The organism is Citrobacter telavivensis (assembly GCA_009363175.1).
Lineage (GTDB): Bacteria > Pseudomonadota > Gammaproteobacteria > Enterobacterales > Enterobacteriaceae > Citrobacter_A > Citrobacter_A telavivensis.
On the sequence record CP045205.1, the window covers coordinates 3,516,911 to 3,540,523 of the forward strand.

15 protein-coding genes and 3 pseudogenes are annotated in these 23,613 nt (G+C 51.8%); 8 read left to right on the forward strand and 10 right to left on the reverse strand.

Annotated elements, in window-relative coordinates; genetic code table 11:
- Positions 1–32: 32 nt before the first annotated feature.
- Genes rluE through purB form a run of 5 tightly spaced genes read left to right on the forward strand, consistent with a single transcriptional unit; the run spans position 33 to position 4,378 of the window.
- Entirely contained in the window at positions 33–701 is a 669-nt protein-coding gene (rluE, locus tag GBC03_19140) for a 23S rRNA pseudouridine(2457) synthase RluE (GenBank protein ID QFS72173.1), read from the forward strand.
- A 3-nt stretch (positions 702–704) separates the two neighbouring features.
- Positions 705–1,166: an NUDIX domain-containing protein gene (locus GBC03_19145; GenBank protein QFS72174.1), complete on the forward strand. Its 462-nt coding sequence runs from the start codon at positions 705–707 to the stop codon at positions 1,164–1,166.
- 53 nt (positions 1,167–1,219) lie between these two features.
- Positions 1,220–2,326, forward strand: coding sequence for a tRNA 2-thiouridine(34) synthase MnmA (gene mnmA / locus GBC03_19150; GenBank protein ID QFS72175.1), 1,107 nt, complete (start codon positions 1,220–1,222; stop codon positions 2,324–2,326).
- 36 nt (positions 2,327–2,362) lie between these two features.
- The gene (hflD, locus tag GBC03_19155; GenBank protein ID QFS72176.1) at positions 2,363–3,004 is read left to right on the forward strand and encodes a high frequency lysogenization protein HflD; all 642 of its coding nucleotides are present in this window, start codon (positions 2,363–2,365) and stop codon (positions 3,002–3,004) included.
- Between the two features lie 3 nt (positions 3,005–3,007).
- The gene (gene purB / locus GBC03_19160) at positions 3,008–4,378 is read left to right on the forward strand and encodes an adenylosuccinate lyase (GenBank protein QFS72177.1); all 1,371 of its coding nucleotides are present in this window, start codon (positions 3,008–3,010) and stop codon (positions 4,376–4,378) included.
- Positions 4,379–4,893: 515 nt separating this feature from the next.
- On the opposite strand, the gene lpxP is transcribed toward purB, so the two are convergent.
- Positions 4,894–5,829 (reverse strand): kdo(2)-lipid IV(A) palmitoleoyltransferase, encoded by a 936-nt coding sequence (gene lpxP, locus GBC03_19165; GenBank protein QFS72178.1) that lies wholly within the window; start codon positions 5,827–5,829, stop codon positions 4,894–4,896.
- 187 nt (positions 5,830–6,016) lie between these two features.
- A complete protein-coding gene (locus GBC03_19170) occupies positions 6,017–6,205 on the reverse strand; it encodes a hypothetical protein (protein QFS72179.1) in 189 nt (62 codons plus the stop codon).
- Between the two features lie 514 nt (positions 6,206–6,719).
- On the opposite strand from GBC03_19170, the gene GBC03_19175 reads away from it, so the two are divergent.
- Positions 6,720–6,953, forward strand: a complete 234-nt coding sequence (locus GBC03_19175; GenBank protein ID QFS74066.1) for a hypothetical protein — start codon at positions 6,720–6,722, stop codon at positions 6,951–6,953.
- Positions 6,954–6,972: 19 nt separating this feature from the next.
- On the opposite strand, the gene GBC03_19180 is transcribed toward GBC03_19175, so the two are convergent.
- From GBC03_19180 to GBC03_19190, 3 genes and pseudogenes are all read right to left on the reverse strand, one after another.
- The gene (locus GBC03_19180; GenBank protein QFS72180.1) at positions 6,973–15,552 is read right to left on the reverse strand and encodes a cyclic beta 1-2 glucan synthetase; all 8,580 of its coding nucleotides are present in this window, start codon (positions 15,550–15,552) and stop codon (positions 6,973–6,975) included.
- Positions 15,553–15,953: 401 nt separating this feature from the next.
- The gene (gene cspF / locus GBC03_19185; GenBank protein QFS72181.1) at positions 15,954–16,166 is read right to left on the reverse strand and encodes a cold shock-like protein CspF; all 213 of its coding nucleotides are present in this window, start codon (positions 16,164–16,166) and stop codon (positions 15,954–15,956) included.
- A gap of 89 nt (positions 16,167–16,255) precedes the next feature.
- Positions 16,256–16,425, reverse strand: a pseudogene (locus GBC03_19190) (LexA family transcriptional regulator).
- A 30-nt stretch (positions 16,426–16,455) separates the two neighbouring features.
- Between GBC03_19190 and GBC03_19195 the strand changes: the two are divergent.
- Positions 16,456–16,524: pseudogene (locus GBC03_19195) on the forward strand (DinI family protein).
- A 107-nt stretch (positions 16,525–16,631) separates the two neighbouring features.
- Entirely contained in the window at positions 16,632–16,871 is a 240-nt protein-coding gene (locus GBC03_19200) for a DinI-like family protein (GenBank protein ID QFS72182.1), read from the forward strand.
- Positions 16,872–17,148: 277 nt separating this feature from the next.
- On the opposite strand, the gene GBC03_19205 is transcribed toward GBC03_19200, so the two are convergent.
- The 5 genes and pseudogenes from GBC03_19205 to GBC03_19225 all read right to left on the reverse strand — a co-directional run bounded on the left by GBC03_19205 (position 17,149) and on the right by GBC03_19225 (position 23,607).
- Entirely contained in the window at positions 17,149–18,657 is a 1,509-nt protein-coding gene (locus GBC03_19205) for a hypothetical protein (protein ID QFS74067.1), read from the reverse strand.
- A gap of 477 nt (positions 18,658–19,134) precedes the next feature.
- A pseudogene (locus tag GBC03_19210) lies at positions 19,135–19,518 on the reverse strand (hypothetical protein).
- A gap of 9 nt (positions 19,519–19,527) precedes the next feature.
- Positions 19,528–20,490: a hypothetical protein gene (locus GBC03_19215; GenBank protein ID QFS72183.1), complete on the reverse strand. Its 963-nt coding sequence runs from the start codon at positions 20,488–20,490 to the stop codon at positions 19,528–19,530.
- Between the two features lie 7 nt (positions 20,491–20,497).
- Complete coding sequence (locus GBC03_19220) at positions 20,498–23,209, reverse strand: DUF1983 domain-containing protein (GenBank protein QFS72184.1); 2,712 nt, start codon at positions 23,207–23,209, stop codon at positions 20,498–20,500.
- A complete protein-coding gene (locus GBC03_19225; protein ID QFS72185.1) occupies positions 23,209–23,607 on the reverse strand; it encodes a hypothetical protein in 399 nt (132 codons plus the stop codon). The genes GBC03_19220 and GBC03_19225 overlap by 1 nt, the downstream gene beginning before the upstream one ends.
- Positions 23,608–23,613: the final 6 nt, after the last annotated feature.

Consider the following 23,613-nt stretch of genomic DNA (forward strand, 5'->3'; position numbering starts at 1 on the left):
CTGCCATGAAAGACACTCGTTATTAGGCTATAATGCGGCAATTGATAAGATCTGAAAATACCATGCAAAAAACTTCTTTTAGAAATCACCGGGTTGAGCGATTCAGCCAGCGACAAGTCACTAAGCGTCGGAAAGAAAACCAGCCAAAACGCGTGGTTTTGTTCAATAAACCTTACGATGTTTTGCCACAATTTACCGACGAGGCTGGACGCAGCACGTTGAAAGATTTCATCCCTGTGCAGGGCGTTTACGCCGCAGGTCGTCTCGACAGAGATAGCGAAGGGTTGCTGGTGCTCACCAATGACGGCACATTACAGGCGCGACTGACGCAGCCCGGCAAGCGTACCGGGAAGATTTACTACGTGCAGGTAGAAGGTGAACCGACGGCGGAGGCGCTGGAGGCGCTGCGCAATGGCGTGACGTTAAACGATGGGCCCACCCTGCCTGCCGGTATTGAAGTGGTCGCGGAGCCCGAGTGGCTGTGGCCGCGCAATCCGCCCATTCGCGAACGTAAGAACATCCCAACCTGCTGGCTAAAAGTGACCTTATATGAAGGCCGTAACCGCCAGGTGCGACGAATGACCGCACACGTTGGTTTTCCCACATTGCGCCTGATCCGTTACGCGATGGGCGATTACACCCTGGAGAACCTGGCCAACGGTGAATGGCGAGATGCCACTGAAGAAGAAAATAAAGGATAGGTCATGTTCAAACCGCACGTCACGGTCGCCTGCATCGTTCATGCAGAGGACAAATTTTTAATCGTTGAAGAAACCATCAACGGCAAAGCGCTATGGAATCAGCCCGCCGGGCATCTGGAAGCAGATGAAACGCTGGAGCAGGCCGCTGCTCGGGAGTTGTGGGAAGAGACTGGCATAAAAGCGCAGCCTCAGCACTTCATTCGCATGCATCAGTGGATTGCACCGGACAGCACGCCGTTTTTGCGGTTTCTGTTTTCCATTGAACTTGCCAATATGTGCGACACCGAACCCCATGACAGCGATATCGACTGTTGCCGTTGGGTGAGCGCTGACACCCTCCTCAACGCCCCAAACCTGCGTTCTCCGCTGGTTGCCGAAAGCGTTCGCTGCTATCAGAGCGGAATGCGTTACCCGCTGGAGACGATCGGCGCATTTAACTGGCCGTTTACAGAGGGTGTCAAGTAAGGGGCTGCGTGCTAGAATATGCCGCCTTGAAGTTCAATGTCGTGAGTATTCCAATGTCAGAAAGCCCAAAAAAAGTGATCGTCGGCATGTCCGGCGGTGTCGATTCCTCCGTTTCCGCCTGGCTGTTGCAACAACAGGGTTATCAGGTAGAAGGCCTGTTCATGAAGAACTGGGAAGAGGACGACGGTGAGGAATATTGCACAGCGGCAGCCGATCTGGCCGACGCTCAGGCCGTCTGCGACAAGCTCGGCATTGAACTGCACACCGTAAACTTTGCGGCAGAATACTGGGATAACGTCTTTGAACTGTTCCTTGAAGAGTACAAAGCGGGCCGTACGCCGAATCCGGATATTCTGTGCAACAAAGAGATCAAATTTAAAGCCTTCCTGGAGTTCGCAGCAGAAGATCTGGGCGCAGATTACATCGCTACCGGACACTATGTTCGTCGGGCGGATGTCGACGGTAAGAGCCGCCTGCTGCGCGGAGTAGATAGCAATAAAGACCAGAGCTACTTCCTCTACACGCTGGGCCATGAGCAGATCGCGCAAAGTCTGTTCCCGGTTGGCGAGCTGGAAAAACCGCAGGTGCGCAAAATTGCCGAAGACCTGGGGCTGGTAACCGCGAAGAAAAAAGATTCTACCGGCATTTGCTTCATCGGCGAGCGTAAGTTCCGCGAGTTTCTGGGCCGCTATCTGCCGGCACAGCCGGGTAAAATCATTACCGTGGACGGCGAAGAGATTGGTCAGCATCAGGGGCTGATGTACCACACTCTGGGTCAGCGTAAAGGTCTGGGCATCGGTGGTACCAAAGAAGGAACGGAAGATCCGTGGTACGTGGTGGACAAAGATGTTGAGAACAACATTCTGGTGGTTGCTCAGGGTCATGAGCATCCGCGTCTGATGTCCGTCGGTCTGATTTCGCGGCAGCTGCACTGGGTCGATCGTCTGCCGTTCACCGGCACGATGCGCTGCACGGTGAAAACCCGCTACCGCCAGACCGACATTCCGTGCACCGTTAAAGCCCTGGATGCCGAACGCGTCGAGGTGATGTTTGACGAGCCGGTGGCCGCCGTCACCCCAGGCCAGTCAGCGGTCTTTTACCGCGGCGACGTGTGCCTCGGCGGCGGCATTATCGAGCAGCGACTGCCCCTGCCGGTATAATTATTCTCAACAGACTGATACAAGGAAGCAGTGATCGTGGCAAAGAATTATTATGACATCACCCTCGCACTGGCTGGAATCTGCCAGTCAGCACGCCTGGTGCAACAACTGGCGCACCAGGGACATTGTGATGCCGATGCGCTCCACGTCTCACTGAACAGCGTTATCGATATGAACCCCAGCTCAACGCTGGGCGTGTTCGGCGGCAGCGAGGCCAATCTGCGCCTCGGTCTGGAAACCCTGCTCGGCGTGCTGAATGCCAGCAGCCGTCAGGGGCTGAATGCGGAACTGACTCGCTATACGCTTAGCCTGATGGTGCTCGAGCGTAAACTCACCGCCGCCAAAGGCGCGCTCGATACGTTGGGCGAGCGGATCAACGGCCTGCAACGCCAGCTCGATCACTTTGATCTGCAGTCTGAAACGCTGATGAGTGCGATGGCCGGTATCTATGTCGATGTTATCAGCCCGCTGGGTCCGCGCATTCAGGTGACCGGTTCCCCTGCCGTGTTGCAAAGCCCGCAGGTACAGGCCAAAGTTCGCGCTTCGCTTCTGGCCGGCATTCGCGCCGCCGTGCTCTGGCATCAGGTCGGCGGGGGCCGTCTACAGTTAATGTTTTCTCGTAATCGCCTGACGACTCAGGCAAAACAAATTCTTGCTCATTTAACCCCGGAGTTGTGATCTATGGAATTATCCTCACTGACCGCCGTTTCCCCTGTCGATGGACGCTACGGCGATAAAGTCAGCGCGCTGCGCGGGATTTTCAGCGAATATGGTTTGCTGAAATACCGTGTACAAGTAGAAGTACGCTGGCTGCAAAAACTGGCCGCGCACGCAGCGATCAAGGAAGTTCCTGCTTTTGCTGCCGACGCAATCGGTTTCCTCGATGCTATCGTCGCGAACTTCAATGAAGAAGATGCGGCGCGTATTAAAACCATCGAGCGCACCACTAACCACGACGTCAAGGCGGTCGAGTATTTTCTGAAAGAGAAAGTGGCGAATGTCCCGGAACTGCATGCGGTGTCCGAATTCATTCACTTCGCCTGTACCTCTGAAGACATCAACAACCTGTCTCACGCGCTGATGCTGAAAACCGCCCGTGATGAAGTGGTGCTGCCTTACTGGCGTCAACTGATTGACGCGGTCAAAGATCTGTCCGTGCAGTATCGCGATATTCCCCTGCTCTCCCGCACCCACGGCCAGCCGGCTACGCCGTCAACCCTGGGCAAAGAGATGGCTAACGTGGCTTATCGTATGGAACGTCAGTTCCGCCAGCTTAACCAGGTGGAAATCCTCGGCAAAATCAACGGTGCCGTCGGTAACTATAACGCCCACATTGCCGCTTATCCGGAAGTGGACTGGCATCAGTTCAGCGAAGAGTTCGTCACTTCGCTGGGTATTCAGTGGAACCCGTACACCACGCAGATTGAGCCGCACGACTACATTGCTGAACTGTTTGACTGTATCGCCCGCTTTAACACCATTTTGATCGACTTCGATCGCGACGTCTGGGGTTACATCGCGCTGAACCACTTCAAGCAGAAAACCATCGCCGGTGAAATTGGCTCTTCCACCATGCCGCACAAAGTGAACCCAATCGACTTCGAAAACTCCGAAGGCAACCTGGGCCTGTCTAATGCGGTGCTTCAACATCTGGCGAGCAAACTGCCGGTTTCCCGCTGGCAGCGCGATCTGACCGACTCCACCGTTCTGCGTAACCTGGGCGTGGGTATCGGCTATGCGCTGATCGCCTACCAGTCCACCCTGAAAGGGGTGAGCAAGCTGGAAGTAAACCGCGACCGTCTGTTGGACGAGCTGGATCACAACTGGGAAGTACTGGCCGAGCCGATCCAGACCGTGATGCGTCGTTACGGCATTGAAAAACCGTACGAGAAGCTGAAAGAGTTAACCCGTGGTAAGCGCGTCGACGCTGAAGGTATGAAGCAATTTATCGACAGCCTGCCGCTGCCGGACGACGAGAAAATCCGCCTGAAAGCCATGACCCCGGCCAACTATATTGGTCGTGCGATCACTATGGTTGACGAGCTGAAATAAATACCTGGCCCGGTGGCACAACGTCACCGGGCCGACTTCCTGCACATCGCTTGCGCCGCCATCCGGCACTTCCCTCCCTCTTTCCCCCGGTTTATGAAATGTTTATCCCCGCAACTCCATAATCAGCGTTAAACTGCGCACATAAAAAACAAACAGATTTTAAAACATACATTTATAACAATATCAATATGTTGAAAAGGACTCAATCAGACGATAACAGATAATATCAGCTATTTCATCACCCCCAGAGTTACCCCTAAACTATTTTTTACCCCCAAATATGCCCCAAATTATTTGACGTTAGCTATAGGGCAGAATCGTCTACCAGGGCGGGATCAGTCCAAGGTTTAAAGGGCAGCTTTGAGCTGTTGAACTCACATCGAAAAACGGACCTTCAAATCCGAACAGGTTTAATTGATTAACCATGACTGTCAGTTACGCCATCGTTAACATGAAGTAGATCGAGTAATTCCTCATCCCATTTTTAACAAATACACAATGGCAAGAAAAATAGATTATGGCTCATGACAAGTAGAGTGATTCATTTGTATAAAGATGACTTCGCCTTCAGGACGCGTTTTGAACCTGCGATGCATCCACAGGTATTGCTCAGGGACACGGAGAATTTCACACTCGATGATCTTGTTCATATAAGCCGCTGCGGCGACCTTGTCTTCCCCTGGATAGCCTGACAACGGATTGCTGATATACATGTGATAACCTTTTTTATCGCTACGACGAAACATGCTAAGTGTGATCAAGTGTGCACCAGCGAGTTTTGACAGAGCATACGTTCCGTTCGTCGTGGCTGCTTTTTTTACCGAGAAAAAAGGTGCAAAAACGCTTCCCTTAGACCCATAATCCTGATCTGGTGCAAACCATACGGCTTCCCCGGCCTTCAGCGCATGAACATAACCAGATAAATTACGTCGATTAATCATAGTCTTATTTGAACGCATACGCCCTTTTGTCTGTACCCATTCCATTAATGGATTATTGTGTGGGCGATACGTTGCCATCATAGGATGACATAAACCCATTACTCTTCCACACAATTCAAGGGACATAAAATGAATCCCGACAACCAATACTCCTCTGGTCGCACTGGTCAGGTTTTCAAGCCCTTCGACATCAAACCATTTTTTGACTCTCGCATCGCTCCAGAACCAGGCCATTCCTGTTTCCATCAGTCCCAGCCCGAGAGAAACAAAGTTTTTATTGACCATCTGGCTCCGGGCAAACGGTGTCATCCCTGGAAAGCAGAGTTCGATATTTCTAATCGCAATTCCTTCCCGGCGTTTCAGAAAGGGTATGGATATTTTTCCAAGGCCAGAGCCCAGAATATGTAAAACCGGGTAAGGAAGTTGAACGAGAAGCCACAGCAGACCCAAACCAGACCAGGTAAGCCAGTAGCGGGGATGAAGTAAATTATGAGTAAAAGTCTGTGCCATAAATTTCCTTAATGCTAATGAAGGTTATAACGCAAAAGGAAAACAATGAGACAATTCGTCTTTAGCGATGCATTTTGTTTTAGATAATTTAAATCTGTCTAAATTCAGAAAAAACAAATAATTTTGCAATGACTGGTAAAGGATTTAAAGAGTCAGGAGTGAATTGTAAACCAGCAAAGTTTTTCTATTATAAATCCATGGATTTATCATTGATACTCAAGAAATTGTCTTCTTGATTCATCATCATCAAGGTACTCAAAAGAAAGAAGGCGAATTTTGGTAAGTTTATAAAACCACTCGCAATCGTTTCGTTGAATAATTTCGCCAGGTTTAAAACATATCCCGGATGCCACCCGGATAATCGCATATTTCCCATTACTAAACCTGACCCGGTGAATACAAAAAGGTTGACCGACCTGCCCGTGACAGCTGTTCGACAGGATATGTCCTTCAATAAAAACAGATTTTTTAGATTTCATTATCATACCCTCGACAACTACAGTACAGGAGAAATGTTGTCATTTCCCAACATCACTTACGTTAAGTGGCAGAAGCTGATCAGCCGCCTATACACCAGCATTCTGAAGGTCTGAACAACAGTCCGCAGGCAGGGCACTCAAGAACCGCATCTTTTCTTAGTTTACCTGCTTTCTGATCAGCTCTGTGTGCACATATCGGGCAGGCAACATGAACTGGTCTTTCTTTAAAGTGCCTGAGTCCTTTTGTATAAGACATAATTAAAGCTCTCTGAGGAATACAATAATTATTATACGCTTTAATATAATAATAACTGGTTTAAGTTATGTTGATTTATGACTGAACCAGAAGAAGAGATATTGAAAATTAAACGTCTGATTTATGATATACTAACCTTCCATGAGAAATTTATGATGAAATCAGAAGACACCCTTGACTGGTATCCGGCACAGCTACCGCCAGTGAAAATTATTCTTGGCGAAGCCGTGCTGGCTGTGGGTAAACAGGGCCGACCGATTAATACCCGCACCTTGCTGGAATACCTTCAGGTCATGCAGGACAAACAAAAAAGGCGGGATGACAAAATCGCCATGCAGACTGCGATTGATGTTCTCAGGGATAATCAGCGCATTAACGGCAGACGTTAATGCGCCTCCGGGATCAGTGTTAGTTCTGAATGATCTCAACTATATGGTTTTGTCCGTCATCCTGCAGCGGTATTCTGTCATCAGGGAGGAGAACACCATCCAGTGTCACGCGATATTCTGCATCACCGCGTGAGACACTAATCTGATAATGGCTTTCGCCATATTGATAGGCCATAGAAAAAGACGGCCACTCATCCGGTAACCGGGCATGAACACTAAAGTCAGTACCTGAACGTTTTATCCCCAGTAATTCCTCAGTAAGTAAACGCCAGGCCCAGCCTGCGGAACCGGTATACCAACTCCATCCTGCACGTCCGGTATGGGGAGCGACGCTGTAGACATCAGCACTCATGACATAAGGCTCCGCTTTATAAATCCCGACCGAGGCTGCATTCAGAGTATGATTTATAGGGTTGAGAATTGACCAGAGTTGCCAGGCACGTTCGGCATTCCCCATCCGGGCAAATGCCATCACGGCCCAGATGGCACCATGAGTATACTGCCCTCCGTTTTCCCGCACACCGGGCAGGTAGCCCTGTATGTAACCCGGATTTGGACCGTGTCCATCGAAAGGAGGCGTTAACAGTTTGATCAGTCCCCCTTCGTTATCAACAAGGTGCTTATCCAGCGCCTGCATGGCCTTTGCGCACCGTTCCTGACTCGCGGCTCCGGACAATACAGACCAGCTCTGCGCAATCGCATCAATCCGGCAGTCCTGTGAGGCTTTCGACCCCAGGGGAGTTCCGTCGTCAAAATACCCGCGCCGGTACCATTCACCATCCCAGGCGTGGGCTTCGAGATTGCTTTGCAGGCGCAGAGCCTGTGAACGGCACATCGAGGCGATACTTTCATCCAGCCTGCGCTCCGCCAGCGCTGCAAACCGCTGCAAAATGTCATACAGGAAGAAGCCCAGCCAGACGCTTTCACCTTTGCCTTCGATACCCACCCGGTTCATCCCGTCATTCCAGTCACCAGCCCCCATCAACGGCAGACCATGCTCCCCGAACCGCTGTCCATGGCGAATAGCTTTGATGCAGTGTAACCAGAGAGTCTCTTCGGTGCCGCTGATGACCGGCGTGTCATAGATAGACTCTTCACCAGGTTGAAGCGGGCGTCCCTCCAGGTAAGGAATGCATATTTCCAGTGCATCCGTATCCCCCGTCGTTTCAACATAGTGGCAAACAGCAAGCGGCAGCCACAGGTAGTCATCGGAACAGCGGGTACGAACACCGTTGCCGTGTGGCGGGTGCCACCAGTGCTGCACATCACCCTCGATAAACTGCCGTGATGCACAGAGTATTATCTGTTCACGCATCCGGTTCGGGGCAGCATGGCTCAGTGCCAGTGTATCCTGCAGTTGATCGCGAAAACCAAATGCACCGCCAGACTGATAGTAACCACTGCGGGCCATAAGGCGACAGGCTATTGTCTGATACAACAGCCAGCCATTAACCAGTAAATTTACGGACGTGTCGGGGGTGTTAACCACGATTTTATCGAGCACATTGTGCCAGTGGTTATGAATATGGTTCAGCTCCTGGCGGACCGTATCCTCGTTCATGTAACGAGCCAGCGTCTCCTGAGCACAAACATCATTCTCCTCTGTGCCGAGGATAAAAATAAACGTCCTCTGATCTCCATCAATTAATGTAACCGTCGATTGTACCGCCCCGCAGGGATCCAGACCGGCGCCCGTCTTACCTGAAAGTCTGCGCAGTTTCATGGCCGACGGGGCGTGCAGGGAACCATTACGGCCGATAAACTCCCGGCGGTCCCCTGTCAGCGAACAATCATTACCGCTGACGGCAAAAAATGCAGTTCGGCCGCCACCATTATCACCATAAAAGTTGTTCGCCAGCACCCCGCAGCCGCCAGGCGTTCTGGTCGCATGTGTCACAATGTGAGGGGCTGAGCGAGTTCGTGATCCTCCGAGCGTCCACTCCACATAGCCTGTGACGGAGAGTTTACGTGTCCGTCCCGAAGAGTTACTGAGCGTCAGGAGCACCAGTTTAACCGGTGCCTCTTCGGCAACCAGGACCGTCAACTCGCTGTCTATACCACTCTCACGATGGGCAAAAACGCTGTAACCAAAACCATGGCGGGTCAGGTAATCACCGTGTCCGCGAACAGGCAAAGCCGTCGGTGACCAGCACTCACCGCTCTCTTCATCGCGCAGATAAAACGCTTCGCCGCTTCGATCACTCACCGGATCGTTCTCCCACGGTGTCAACCGGTATTCATGTGCATTCTCATACCAAGAGTAGGCCTGTCCTGCCTCTGAAATCACACTGCCAAAATGGGAATTTGCCAGTACGTTTGACCAGGGAGCTGGTGTCTGCGCATTTTCCCGGAGGACAATCTGATACTCCCGACCATCCTGAGAAAATCCACCGTACCCATTGAAATGGCATAACTGACTGATATCGGGGCTCCAGTCCGTATGTTGATTACGCTCGCGCACAGCGCGCGGAATGAATGCTCTGGCCGGCAATTTCAGGGTATGTATACGCTGGTTAAGCTGCTCATTAATCCCCCCCGCGCGGTCATCAAGATAAAGACAGGCCACGCTCATCAAAAGCAACTTATCCTCAGCGGAGAGATGCTCACCATTACGGACAAAAAGCCCGCCTGTTTTGTCCAGCAGACTGGCTTCAGACCCGGCATAAATTAAATCCATAATCTGATTTTGTAATCCCTGCTGGTAGCCGCCGGGGCTGTTATTCAGGATAACCAAATCAACATCCAGCCCTTTCTGTCTCCAGTAACGGTGTGCCTGAATCAGTGTGGTCACTGAGGTTATACTTTCCTCGCTGGTTATACTAAACAACACTATCGGCAGATCGCCTGAAATTGCCCAGCCCCACAGACCGGACTGACCACGCCGGTTGCGGCTGATCACCTGGCCTTCAGCGCGCAACTCCTGGACAGGGTAAAGCACAGCGCTGGCGAGACGATTGAACAAAGAGGCATCATCTTCACTGGCGTTCATCTGGCGTAATACTACCAGACTGTGAGACCAGGCCAGTTCAAAGACGCGATCGGCGATAGGGTAATCGCGATATTTTTCCAGCAGCGCCAGGCTCTGTTGACGGGTCTCACTGATGCCATAAATAATATCAATCGTGACCGGCTGCCCCGGTTGCAGAATTATGGCATGGCGAATTGCCAGTATCGGATCCAACACTGACCCCGACGTGTTGCTGAGCGACCCTCCTGCCTCTATTGCCAGGGCATCAGCAGGGTTTCTGCCACGCCCGATAAATTTTGCCCTGTCCGTTTCAAACGAGACGTTATGTCGGTTATCGCCATGTACCACCATCATGTGAAACAGGCAGGGACACGCTTCATCCGGGGAGCGCGGGCGCCGGTGGCAAAGAATAGCGTCACGCTCAGGATCCAGCTCAGTTTGAATAAACAGATTGCTGAATACCGGGTGTGTCAGATCGCTAGCATCAGGTGCCAGTACCACTTCAGCATAGGTTGTCAGTTCCAGAGAGCGGGGCTGACGCCCACGATGAATCAGTGTGAGCCGCCGCAACTCAACATCATCCTCCGGGGAGATCACCACCTGAGTTTTGACACTGACTCCCCCAAAGGTGCGTCTGAATTCAGCCCCCGCATCGGTGAATAACACTTCCTCGTCGTGTCCGCTGGTATAGCCTGTCGGTTGCCAAGTATTGCTCCACACATTTCCCGTCTGTGTATCACGGATGTAGCAGAATGCTCCCCAGTTATCACGGGTGGTATCACTGCGCCAGCGTGTTAGTGCAATATCGTTCCAGCGACTGTAACCACCGCCGCCCGCGGTCAACATCAGATGATAATGGCCGTTGGACAGGAGTTGAATATCAGGAGCTGGTGTATCCACGCCATAGAAAATACGGGGTTCATAGCGAACGGGTTTGACCCTGCCTTCATGAGATTCAAAATGGCGGCGCGGACTGTACAGATCGACCGCATCCGGTACGCGCTCTTGTAACAGCAGACTCGCTGACCGGAATACCGTACTGGACATGAATCGTTCAGTCATGGGGGCGTCAAGCAGCACATGAGCCAGTGCCTGAAATGCCATGCCCTGGTGGTGCGCCATCCAGGACTGTACCACCGCATAGAGCTGGCCGGTTGCGAGGCGTGAGGGGGTATAGTCCAGCGCTTCATAAAAGCCGTATTCGCCGTGTGCGCCATTTTTTTGCAGTCTGAACAGGTTCTCACAGGCTCTTTGTGGAGAAACCATCAGCGCCAGCATTGTGGCGTAAGGTGCGACAACCATGTCATCGGCAAGTCCCCTGCGCAGACCAAGACCCGGTACGCCAAATGCCTGATACTGATAATTATGCTGAACATCAAAAGCATGATAGCCAGACTCTGAAACGCCCCATGGTACCCCGCGTTCTTTCCCCCAGTGAATCTGGCGCATAACCGCCGACTGACTCATTTCTTCGAGCAGGCTGCCGGGCCAGGTGGGCATCACCAGATTTGGCATCAGATATTCAAACATGGACCCGCTCCATGACATCAGGGCAGTTTCACTATCAATCGTGGTAAACAGTCGACCCAGCGCGTACCAGCTTTTAAGAGGTAGCTGATTAGTCGCAATGGCAAGAAAACTGGTCAGGCGGATTTCAGACGGCAGGAGATCGTAGTGGCTCTTGTCAGGCGTATTCGTGTCACAGTTATAACCGATACTGAGCAAACTGGTTGCTTCGCTGTACAGAAAGGCGAAATCCATCCGGGCATGCTCATCCAGCCGCTGTTCAAGTTCGGTGATAATATTCAGTCGCATTCGGGCCTGCTCCATCGCTGACGCCGGTGATGTTCCTGTACCGGTTAATGTCGGACGAGCAAGCTCGCTCAACGTCGGCAGCGTCTGTTCGTTCCACGATACAGGTAACCAGCCAAGCAACAACGACCACTCATGGCAGAACTGAACCAGTTGATGCTCCAGATGTCCTGCCCAGCGAATCTGAAGGGGTGATCCTTGATGACATAACGTGGACAGATGGTTGCACTGGATGCTCATGTTTTTCAGTTCGCTGAAAAACGCCTGTGGAGAGAGTGACATCGCGCTCAGGCAGTGTTTGCGTAGCAGCCGCAGGCTGTCTGGTAGGTTTTGACCCCACTGTTTTTCCAGAATATCCAGCGTATCGCTCAGTCCTGCCAGTATCTGTTGGCTGTTTAAAACAGGCTGATGACGCATGGAGGACAGCCCTGCACGCAGCGTCAACAAATGCCCGGCCATATTGCCGCTGTCGACGCTGGAGATATAGCGTGGACTGAGGGGGATCAGCGTACGGGTGTCATACCAGTTGTAGAGATGGCCCCGGTAGTGCTCCATTTTATCCAGCGTGTCGAGCGTGAGCGACACGCGCCGGAGCACCTCTCCGCCGGGCAGGTAGCCAAAGTCCCATGCCGTCAGGTTAGCCATAAGTGAAAGACCAATATTGGTAGGTGAAGTTCGATGTGCCACCGTCGGTTGTGGTATTTCCTGATAATTATCAGGCGGAAGCCAGTTCTCTTTTGCTGTGACAAAGGTTTCAAAAAAAGCCCAGATTTCACGGCTTGTCTGGCGTAACAGCTGTTTTTGTTCCTGATTTGGCGAAAATACCTTACGCACGGGCTGGCGACTCAACCAGCTCATCAGCAGCGGTGCCACACACCATAACAAACCGATCGGCAACGCAATCCACAGCAGTTGGGGGGTAAATTGTCCGGTCAGTATTATCAGCGTCACGCCACCGGCAACATTCAGCCACATCGCCTGATAAAAACATGCAACAGTGGGTCTGGCCTGATTACTGTCCTGGCTGTGGCTGACCCACTGGCTGAGGTGACGCCTGCTTATCCCCAGTCGCCATAGCGTCACGGCGATCGCTTTCAGTGAATATCCGGCTTCGTGCGGCAGTATCGCAAAATTAAGACCGATACCTGACAGACGCTTCAGCGCGCCCGCCCCCACAAGTAACAGATGCGGCTTCAGGCGGCGGCGCAGAGGTTTATTGAGAAGGTCATGGGTGATGCAGAGGATGGCTGGCAACAGCCAAATCAGTGACAGTATGCCCAGCCAGTAAACCGGATTGGGTACCCAAAGCAGGGTGAAGTACAGCAATACCAGTAAAGAGGGGGCTACCAGACTGCGACGTAGATTATCGAGTAATTTCCAGTAAGAAAGCGCGGTCAGCGGATTCCGGGCACAGGTTCCATCGGCTTTTCTGACACGTGGTTTCAGCCAGTTAAGCAGTTGCCAGTCACCCCGGATCCAGCGTGAACGGCGTGCAACATCCGACAGATAATTATTAGGGTACTGTTCGTAGAGTAACACCTCACTCAGCAGACCCGAGCGCGCATAGCACCCTTCAAGGAGATCATGGCTGAGAACCAGATTTTCCGGACAGGTATTGGCAGTAGCCTGCATAAAAATGTCAACATCGTAAATCCCTTTGCCCACGAACGATCCTTCCCCAAAGAGATCCTGATAGATATCCGAAGACATCATCGAATAGGGGTTATTACCCGGTATGCTGCTGCGCAGGGCTGCGTAACGCCCCTGACCATCGCGTGGTATCTCCTCCGCAAGACCGGGTTGCAGAATGCCAAATCCTTTGACAACCCTCTGGCGTAGCGGATCATACTCTGGCGTATTCAGCGGATGCGCCATCGCCGCAACCAGTTTATGTGCCGTATCGCGCGGCAGCACCGTATCACTGTCCAGGGTAATGACGTATTTAATGTAACCCGGTAAAAGGTGTGCAGGCATGTCTGCAACGCTGACGAATTGCGTTCCCGGATGGCGCAACCAGCTGTTCAGTAACGCCAGTTTTCCCCGCTTGCGTTCATAACCTATCCACATTCCTTCCGCGGGGTTCCATTCAGGCTGGCGATGTAACAGATAAAAACGTGGTCGGCCGGAGGGGTAGCGCCGATTCAGCGCCTGCGTATCGGCGATAGCCTGTCTGAGCAGCGCGTGACTTTCCGGCGAGGGTTCATTTTCAGAATCAGCAAAATCAGTGAGCAGCGCGAACCTGAGATTTTCGTTTTCATTCCCAAGCCAGCAGACTTCAAGACTGGTGAGGAGCTGGATGAAACTTTCGTGGCTGGTCAGCATGCAGGGAATGACTAACATGGTGGCACTGTCAGCGGGAATACCGGCTGAAAAATCCATCCCCGGCAAGGGGCGAGGAACGCGAAAACGGGTGGTTGCATCACTGAGCAAATCGCTCATTAACTGAGTTAATGCGATAATCAGAGGTAATATCACCGCGATCAATAGCCAGTCTGCGCCCTGCATGGCGGTTTCGTGCAATATTGCTGCGGTCGCTGCGGTTGTCAGCAACGCCAGGCTTCCAAGCCATGACAGCAGGGTTATTCTGTTGAAACTGTGCCGCAAGCGTATGAGCCTTGAGGCGTCTGCCAGGAGATGAATATCCAGCGCCTGTCGACCTTCGCCCGCAAGATAATAACCAACATGATGTTCCGGTGTATCAGGCGCTTTTTCCTCTGAAAACGCCAGCGCCGTCTCAGCAACCTCAGGCTCGCTGAGACCGCTGTCTCTGGCCAGAACCTCAACTACGTGCCGGTAATGATCCCGGGTATTGAAGTGCATCCGGGGATAGATGCCGGCAGGATCATTGCGTAATGCCTGTTCGACAACGCTTATCGTTTCGGCGAAATCAGCCCAGTCCGTTTCACTCAATAAACGCAGGCCCGCGATGCTGTTACTGACGGACAGCTGGCTGGCGGCAAGCTGCTGATTGAAACTATGTATGAGAACGTCAGTGGTGATCCCCTGTTCCCGAAGGCACTGATCAACCCAGGTCAGAGGTAACGACAGCGCGTTGCCATGCCCCTGCAGGCGCCGCACCAGCTCTGCGACAAACGCGCTGGTTAACGGAGGTCGGGAGCGCGCCATATCGGCAACCACCATGATTAAATCACCAGGCGCACTCTCTGCGCATTCGACAATCCTTGTTATCCACGTATCAGCAAGGTTTCTGTCCTGCTGCGCTTTTATCACTTCCATACTGATACGACGAAGATTTTCAATCAGCGCAAGGCGCAGCATTCCCGGTAACGCCCAGACTTCACCCAGCGTCAGCGGCGTCACCTGTTGATAGGCAGTGAGATAGCTGGTCAGGCTGGCTGCATCCCAGCGACCATCGCCGTGAGCTATGGCCTCTGATGCAATATGGTAAATTCGCGGGCAATTCAGCGACATCAGCGATGGGAGACCTTTACCAAAGCTTTTCGGCAAGTGCTGGCGGACAGTGCGGATTTGTTCCTCAACCAGATAATAATTGTCCAGCAACCACTCCCCGGCGGGCATGATACTGGTCTTTTTACCCGAGTTAAGCTCATAGCAGTTTTGGGTGATGACTGCCTCATTGTCGCCGAGTCTTTTCAGAAGGTAATACGGAAGTTTATCCGGCGATATTTTATGGGTCCGTGCCAGTTTCTGACCGTAGCGTTCCATCTGGGCGGTCGAAAAGAGTTCTGACTGCAGAGTGCTTTCACCGGAAGGATCGTTCGCCGAAAACATAACGTTTCCGGAGGCATTCTCAGGAATACGGGAGCGGTTAAACCATGCTCTGGGGTTCATTTTCATAGCGTTGCTCTGATGCGACGTTAGCGCGCAGGAGCAGTTGCGAAATCAGTTCAGAAACGTTCTCTCAGGATGGGCGTAAGGCATCAGGGATTTAACAGCTGCTGGAATTTAACTTAAGTATAGAGCATGGGCTCTGAATGCTGTTTTAGTTGGGATTAGCGTCGGGAGATAAACAGAGCCTTACAGCCGGGGCAAAGCATGGCCTGATTGCGCCGGATTTTTAACAAGGGTTGAGCTGATTTTAAGCCACAAACCGGGCAGGTGGCGGTGGCGGTAGACGCACCGCTGAAAAGTTTCATTGCGTAATTGATAATAGACATAACCATTAACCTTTCAATGAATGAGCTTCACCGTATCACATGTGGTTAAGTTTTAATCTATTTATTTTGAAGCACTGAAATTCAGGAAAGGTAGATGTTCGCAGCCATAGGCCCCCTGAGATCGTTGAACCGGCAAATTTCAATGCGGTTTCCTGAGATGAGTAATTCTGATTCACGGGAGTTAACGTCCGAAATGTGAAGCAGAACGTCTTTTCGGCCATCTGAAGGGGTGATGAGGCCCTTACCACTGAAAATGTCAAAGCTTTTGACAATTCCTGTCATTTTATGGGACAAGTCAATTCCTGCTTCAGTAATACGTCGATTACCGCTTACCCAAGTGATATTTCCAATACTCGGTTATTCATCAAGATCCCGCATATCGCATCGACCGTCAGGCACCTTTCAACGTAGTCAGTTGCTGGTGAAGGGAAGCCCATAGCTAAAGTCCTCCGTTTGGATTGAAGAGCTGAAATGTACGGTTCTCACCTTCCTGCGTTGATACATCATGGAAGGTTGTCACGTACCATTCGATCCATTCGTTGGCCTGCTTCATGCTCCAGTGACAGTTAACCTTACTCAGTTCCTGGACAAACTGCTGCGTGGTGACAGTTTTCCGGCCGTTCGGTTCTTGCTGTATCGAAGCATGCCAGGCTAATTCAATATCGCTACGTCGTGACATCATTTCACCCTCTTTTGAGTGCTGGATAAAAACACAGTATAAATACTGTATATCCAACCAGTAAAGAGGGAAGGGAAAATATGTTTGTTGAGCTGGTTTATGACAAGAGAAACGTTGCTGGATTGCCAGGAGCAAGTAGCATCATTCTGGCAGAACTGACAAAGCGGGTGCACCGGATTTTTCCCGATGCCGAGGTGAAGGTAAAGCCAATGCAGGCCAATGCTTTAAACAGCGACTGCACAAAAACTGAGAAAGAAAGGCTGAACCGCATGCTTGAGGAAATGTTCGAAGAATCTGACATGTGGCTGGTGAGCGAGTGAACTATGGACAGCTTGATCATATCGGGGATCAGAATCTATTTCCCTAAACCCGGTGAGCGTCTCCCCATCCCACCGGATAACATGCGCAACTTTGCCATCAAGGGTACCGTAGGTGAGCGTTGCTGCATCCTGGCATTCCTGCGGAAAAGTTGGCAAGTTCTCTCGCTTCCAGAATACGAGCATACAGGAGCGGCCATTATGGAAGCGGTAAGGCAGGGAAAGCAAAACTGGAGATAGAGTTCGCGTGGGAAAGGGGCCAACCGGCCCCTTCAGTTAATTAACCCTTCAATGCAGTTTTCAACATTTCGATCTCTGCCTTCAGGTGTTTCACATACCCCAGCAAGTCCATCACGATCGGGTTGTTGTCTACCGACGGACGGTCGCGAGTTTCCGCCCCGATCTTGTTACCGTCTTCGTCCATGATATCGGCGATTTCTTCGGAGTTGTGTTTGATGTATTGCGGCGCCACCTTCTCGGCCTCTTCTGCAATAACTCCGAATCGTACACGCTCTTGTTCGTCATCGTTGTAAATGAAGTTGACCATGCGTAGAGCGTCAATGCGATTTACTGCTTCCGTCAGATCCGCGTCCGTCACATCGTGTTTATATGCCAGACCGGATGTCCCCTGAAGGGCTAATGTACCGTTGGAGTACGGCATATTGATAACAAGCTGGCCTACGTTAGACTGCGCTCTGTTACGGGCGATAAACTGCAAGCCTGAAACCCCGTTTAGCGCCATCATCCACGTTTTACCAACGGCGTCGGCGTTTGCTGTATTCTGGTCGCGAAGGCCAAGACCTACAAACCGATCGCCATTTGCAAACATTCCTCCGGTAACGCCGGGGTCAGCTTGTAAGTTAAAGTTCCCGCCGGGAATGTTAGCCGTGATGTATCCAGCGTGGTTAAAGGACCAGGAAGTCGAAGCGTCTGTGCTCCAGGCCTCTATCACGGCGCTTACATTTCTGAAACCTGAAGAGAACGTGCTATGCGTTGCGTACAGCGAACCGCGCGCCACTTCTACCCCAGCGATTTTATAAGAACTGCGCACATCTCCGCCACGAGTAACCACACCGGCACCGGGTGCCTCTGCGTCTTCGTTGATTACGGACCATAACGTATTTGCCGCCGTGAACCCACCGGACGCACGCACGATCCAGACACCGACAAAAGAGTTGGGCCATACCTGATTAGCGCTACGCCCATATACAAGACTGCTATCTGAAGCTTTAAACGATATTAACTGCAAAGACGTTGCGAGCGTGCTGTTAAGGCTAATAGGCCCGTACTGCCCTGTCGCGCCGGTATTAACAGTAAAAGATCCGCCACTCCCTACCAGGTTATTAGCTAACTCCCCTGCGGGCGCTCGAACTTGCCTGAAGTTTAAGGTCCCTGCTATTTCCGGCGCTGCACTTTCGTAAACGTTACCCGCTGGCAACGAGCCGCCCTGATCACCACGTCCGAACAGCCCTGGAATACTGCCGGATTGTACCCCGTTCATATCTGGTAAACGGAAAGTTGTCGAACCATCACCAGCGGAATATTTACCGCGCTGCGCTGGGTTAGCTAACCAAACAGCATCGTCAATTGGCGATTGCATTTGCGCGTGCGCCCACAATTCAGGCCAGTCTGCACGGTTAACAATCTGGCCGTCTTTCGGCAGCGCCCACGACGGAATGAACGCACGAGTATCCCATAATGTACTTTCACCGACACCGTAGTTTTGCACCCCGTTCATCGTCGGACCTGTACCGCCGCCGCCCCCGACATAATTCATAACCCAACGCATGGTCACTGCGTCGTAAGGGTTTACGGGGTCGCCTGCAAGCGGAGTAGACCCGAGAGGACGCACGTTAAGCCAGGCGGCGGCACGGTCCGCCAGGTCTGACAGGTTCAGCGATTTAACGAGTGCCTCAGCAGGATTGTGAGATGCCGCTTCTGCTGCGGATTTCTTCGCTTTCTCCGAATAGTGAAGCGCTGAATATTCGTTACCTGTTACCGGGTCATCCTCCGGATTAAGCGCATATTTACGAGCCAGGTCCTTATAGCCTTCAGCGTTAGTTTCACTCTCGGCTGCATCAGAAGCTGAGCCCTGTGCGCCAGTCGCAGCAGCGGACGCAGCCTGCGCATCAGTTGATACCTGCTCTGCCGTGTTAACAACCGTGTTTTTATCGGTTTCAACCTGCTGCGCATCATGATTGATCTGAGCGGCAAGTTGATTAAGGTAATCAACATCAAGTGTGCTCAGCGTTTCTGCAATGCTCTTCCATGACGGGCCTGAAAACGATGAGCCATCAGGCAACATGACGGTGATATGACCGTCCACACTGAATACGGCCTGCCAGTTTTGCTTGTCGTAGTTCAGCCCACGCAATGCCTCGGTGCTCTGCACCACCAGCGCCGCCGTAACCTGGTTCTGTGTGGCACGTGGTACTGCATTCCACGCAGAACCTTGTTGTGTCGGTCCGGGATATTTGCTGATGAGGGTGATTTCAGTATCACCTTCGACGGACTTAACCGGCAGCGTATAAGTAACACCACCAACAATAACGACAACGAAATCACCTGCGATCAGTTCTGTGGAAAATGAGGTGCCTGCCCCGGAGACCAAATCTGAGTTATTGGTCAGGGTTAATGTTCCTGCTGACATATTATTTCCTCAATACATAGGGGGAAGGACAAGGATTGGCATTGAGATGTTTTGGTTAAACCTGTTGTCGAATCCCTGGTTATAATAGTTACCAACAACCCGATTAAGCCCGGCACGAATATTATTTCCGGACCGAATCATCCCCTTAAAGCGCACATTATCGTAATCGCCAATCTTGCGGCTATTTGACCCGACAAAACATAATTGCGTAAAACTGGTTCCTACGGACTGGTTACTGTCGGACACGGCCAGAAGGCGTTCGTAAATAAACGGGCGCTTAAGTGTGGAAAATGTCACCTGCCCCGCTGCGTTAGTCATGGTGATACCAGGTCCCCCAACCGGGGCCGTGTTGTTGAATATGACCAGGTCTAATGTAACGCTCCCTGTAACGTCGTCAGACCCGGTATAATTAGTATCCCGCACGATAATATTGGTGCCGTCGAATCCTACTGATACACCTCCGTTATCCCAGCGGGCGAAGGGTATCCCGCTAACAGGAAGGGCACGAGACCCATTCACAACCCACTGCCCAACCCATGCGCATGTCATTAATTTAGCGTTGTTCGATATAGCAGTGAAATCGGTAGAGTCAGCCACCAGCAGGCCGGTGTTATAAGTTCCAGCTGGCAATATCTCAAGAACCGTGCCGCGCCAGTCCTGCGGGGTAAGGTTGTAGCCGAACTGAGGACCGCCGTTGATGATTACTCCGCTATTTCCATTTCGTGCAACTGACGCCATCGATACGGGGATCTGAAGAAATACCTGGTTATCGATGATTTCCTGGACTTCGACCGGCTTCGTTGGAACGACAATCACCTGTGACCCGGCCGTTAGCGGAGTGCTTATTGTCATTTGATTACCTGCCGTGCCGCGCCCCGAGAAGTTCGTACAAAATGACGGGGCACGAAGCCCCGCTGTAATCGCCATCACCGGGCGACCATCGTTATAATCAATCAGAATACCTTCCGGCATAATTCACCTACCATTTACCAACAACGACGCGCCCGCCACCAGACAGATTGACAGTAATTCCATTCCCGTTAATAACGACCGTATTGTTCACACCGTTAAATGCAAACTGGCCGCTGGTCGCATACAGTTTTCCATGGAATTCACAGTCACCACTCTTATCAATATTCCAGCCACGTGTTCCGGCGAGGAAATTATTGGAACGGATATAGTTTGCAATTTTGGCATTGGTGATACTGGCATCCTGAATAAGCGCATCGCGGATAAATACCTGCCCGTTATAGACAAAGAAGGCGGCGGTGTAATTTCCCGGATCGCTACCAGAATAAATGCCGAACTGATCAGCAGCAAAAACCACTGTGGATTTATATGTGCTGCCTGAAGGCTCGATGGACATGCCAAACCCGGTGTTATATTTCACACCGTTTCTGACAATTCCAAGGTTCAGTGTGTACGACGCTTTCGCAGTACCATCGTTGTTCACTTCAGCTGTTAATTTCTGATTTACAGCCGCCATCAGTTCCCCATCCGGCCCGATCTGCGCCTGTACATAATCAGCCAGTTCAGCGAATGCGCCATCCAGATTTGCAACCGTAGTGGTCACCGTCATAACTTCGGCTTTGACTTCACCATACTGCTCAAACTGACGCTGAACCGTGCCGTGATTGGCGAGGGCATTTTCCATTATGCCTTCAAGGTTTGTATCAACCCCGCCTTTAACGTTCTGGAACGCTTCGGAATTCTGAACAGAATCATCAATGAGGTCGATCAGACTTCCTGTATCCATTGAGCACAGAGCAGGGACTTCGATAAATGCAGAAGCGCCGAATGCGTTAATGGTCCTGATATACCAGTAATAGGTATGTCCAACCTGCAACTGATTGCTGGTCCAGGTGGTACCCATCCCCTCTCTGCTGGCATTGCCCTCAACGATCTCAGTTGAGGTGCCCGACAGTTGCGTCTCACCTGATGTCCAGAAGTCGAACTGGGTAGAAACGTTGGTGATAGCAGCAAGGCGGGGGATCATCGTCACCGCAAAGAAACCCTGCTCAATATCAACATGCGAGGGCGGCGGCGGCGCTTCAACACTGAACTCAAGATAAGCTTCCGGCGATTCAGCCCCCATCTGATTCACCGCTGAAACATGAGCCGTGTAGGTATTCCTTGGCAACCCAGTCAGACGAGTGAAAGAACCCGGCACCTGGGCAGAAAGCACCATCTGGCCATTACGACGAATGACGACTTTGTTATAGACAACCTGCCCGATATTTTCCCAGGACAGTATCCCCTGGACCACCTGACCAATTTCTTCGACGGTGTACTTCATGTTCTGCGGCTGGGCAACACCACCGGACGGCAACTGAGTGAACGGAGGCCGCTCTATAGGCTTTCCAACAGCATCACCCCATACATCAGCCGTTTCCTGTTTCAGTGTCAGTTGCACGCCATTCTGCACACCGAATTTCCAGTCCGTCACCCGCATCTCAACGTTCACGATGCCGATAGACGGGAAATTGACCTTCACATACATTCCGGGACGATATCGGTAGCCGCTGAGATTCAGCGTAACGTTCATCGTTCTGGCAATACGGGTACGCTTTAACTTCACATCAGCCAGGCGCTGAGCCTGAAACTCACTCGTCACAAATCGCAGTTTCATATCCTGCGAAATTTCGACGCCGTCCTCCGCCACCCACTCGCTTACAGATACGGATGGAAAATCAGCTTCAGTAAACCCCTGTTGCGGATCGACGAATGTTCCCTTGATAGTGTTAACACGTTCCGCCTGAGAGACTTCCGGCATGATTTCGATATCACCGGCCAGCTGGCTTTCAGTGATCACTTCCGTTGCCGGGCCATAGTACGCACCAACCAGCAAACCATGCTTTCCGGCAATATAGGTGACGTCTCCTGCACAGGCCGCAAGCATCCCCTCCAGAATGCTCACCTTGTTTTCGCTGAGGTCAAACTCACCGTTGATCGTGTAGCGTCTTTCGACGGTATTACCGCCGGTGATCACATCCTCATCGCAGATGTTGGCGGCTTCCTGAAACTGATCCCAGTTGATGTCTGAATCAGGAACCTTCAGGTAGTTGCGGTAATAGTCCAGGATAACCAGCGCCGCATTGTTACTGTATCCGGTCAGGCCTGTTCTCGGGTCGTATACGACGCGCCCAAACTTCTCTACCTTGATATTGGGAATACCGGAAGGGAATTTCTCTGCACTGAATTTCAGGGAGACACGAAGCCATGTGATCCCCTTGCCGATCATGTCATTTTTCCATGACGGGCAGTTCGCCAGCATGAATGGATCCGCTGTCTGCCGGTTCGTGTGCAACTGGAATGAGGCATGCTCGGGATAACTGCTGATGGGTTCGTCGCCGAGCCATACCGTTCCGATACTGGATAATGAATGCCCTGCGAGGGCTACCGCCAGATGCAGCATCTCCCCGTCAGCCTGTTCGCCTGGCTGCTCTTCTGAAAAGAACAACGTACCGGCGGCAGTGGTACGTCCATAAACAACCGTTTTGGCGCTGGCAGCCGCACGAAGAACCTGTTTACGTTCTGATGTGTCACGGTATGAATCGATGGATGGTTTTTTGGTGAGAGCCTGAGTTGCGACCTGGGCAGCAACGGTGATCGCCATTGCGATCCCGTAGTACTGATACGAAGCAGCAGCACCTGCTGCAACAGTCGCAATGACAGGAATAGCAGCCGGCATTAACGAACCCTCCAGACACTCAGCGGTCTTACCCGTAAACTCACCAGACCATTTTCACCAGGCACCCAGACCGAACCGGAATACACCACGCCAGCGCACTTTGCCCCGCCGTTCTCGACGATGGCGATGTCACCACGCTGCGCCAGTTTCACCGGAACCTCGTCAAGGTATTTGCCGATCACTTTTTCCAGCGTCCCGCCACCTGTAAGAATCGCTTTCTTTGCGCCGGTTTCACTGTCATAAGTTCCACGCCAGTCTGCCGCATAGTCATCGCCACACATGGCCTGTGCGCAGTCAGCCGCAAACAGGCAACAGTCATGTTTACCCCATGAAAAAGGCCGCTCAATGGCGGCCTTCATCACTGCATTTAATCTGTTTTGCCAGTCAGGGTGCTTCATGCTTCC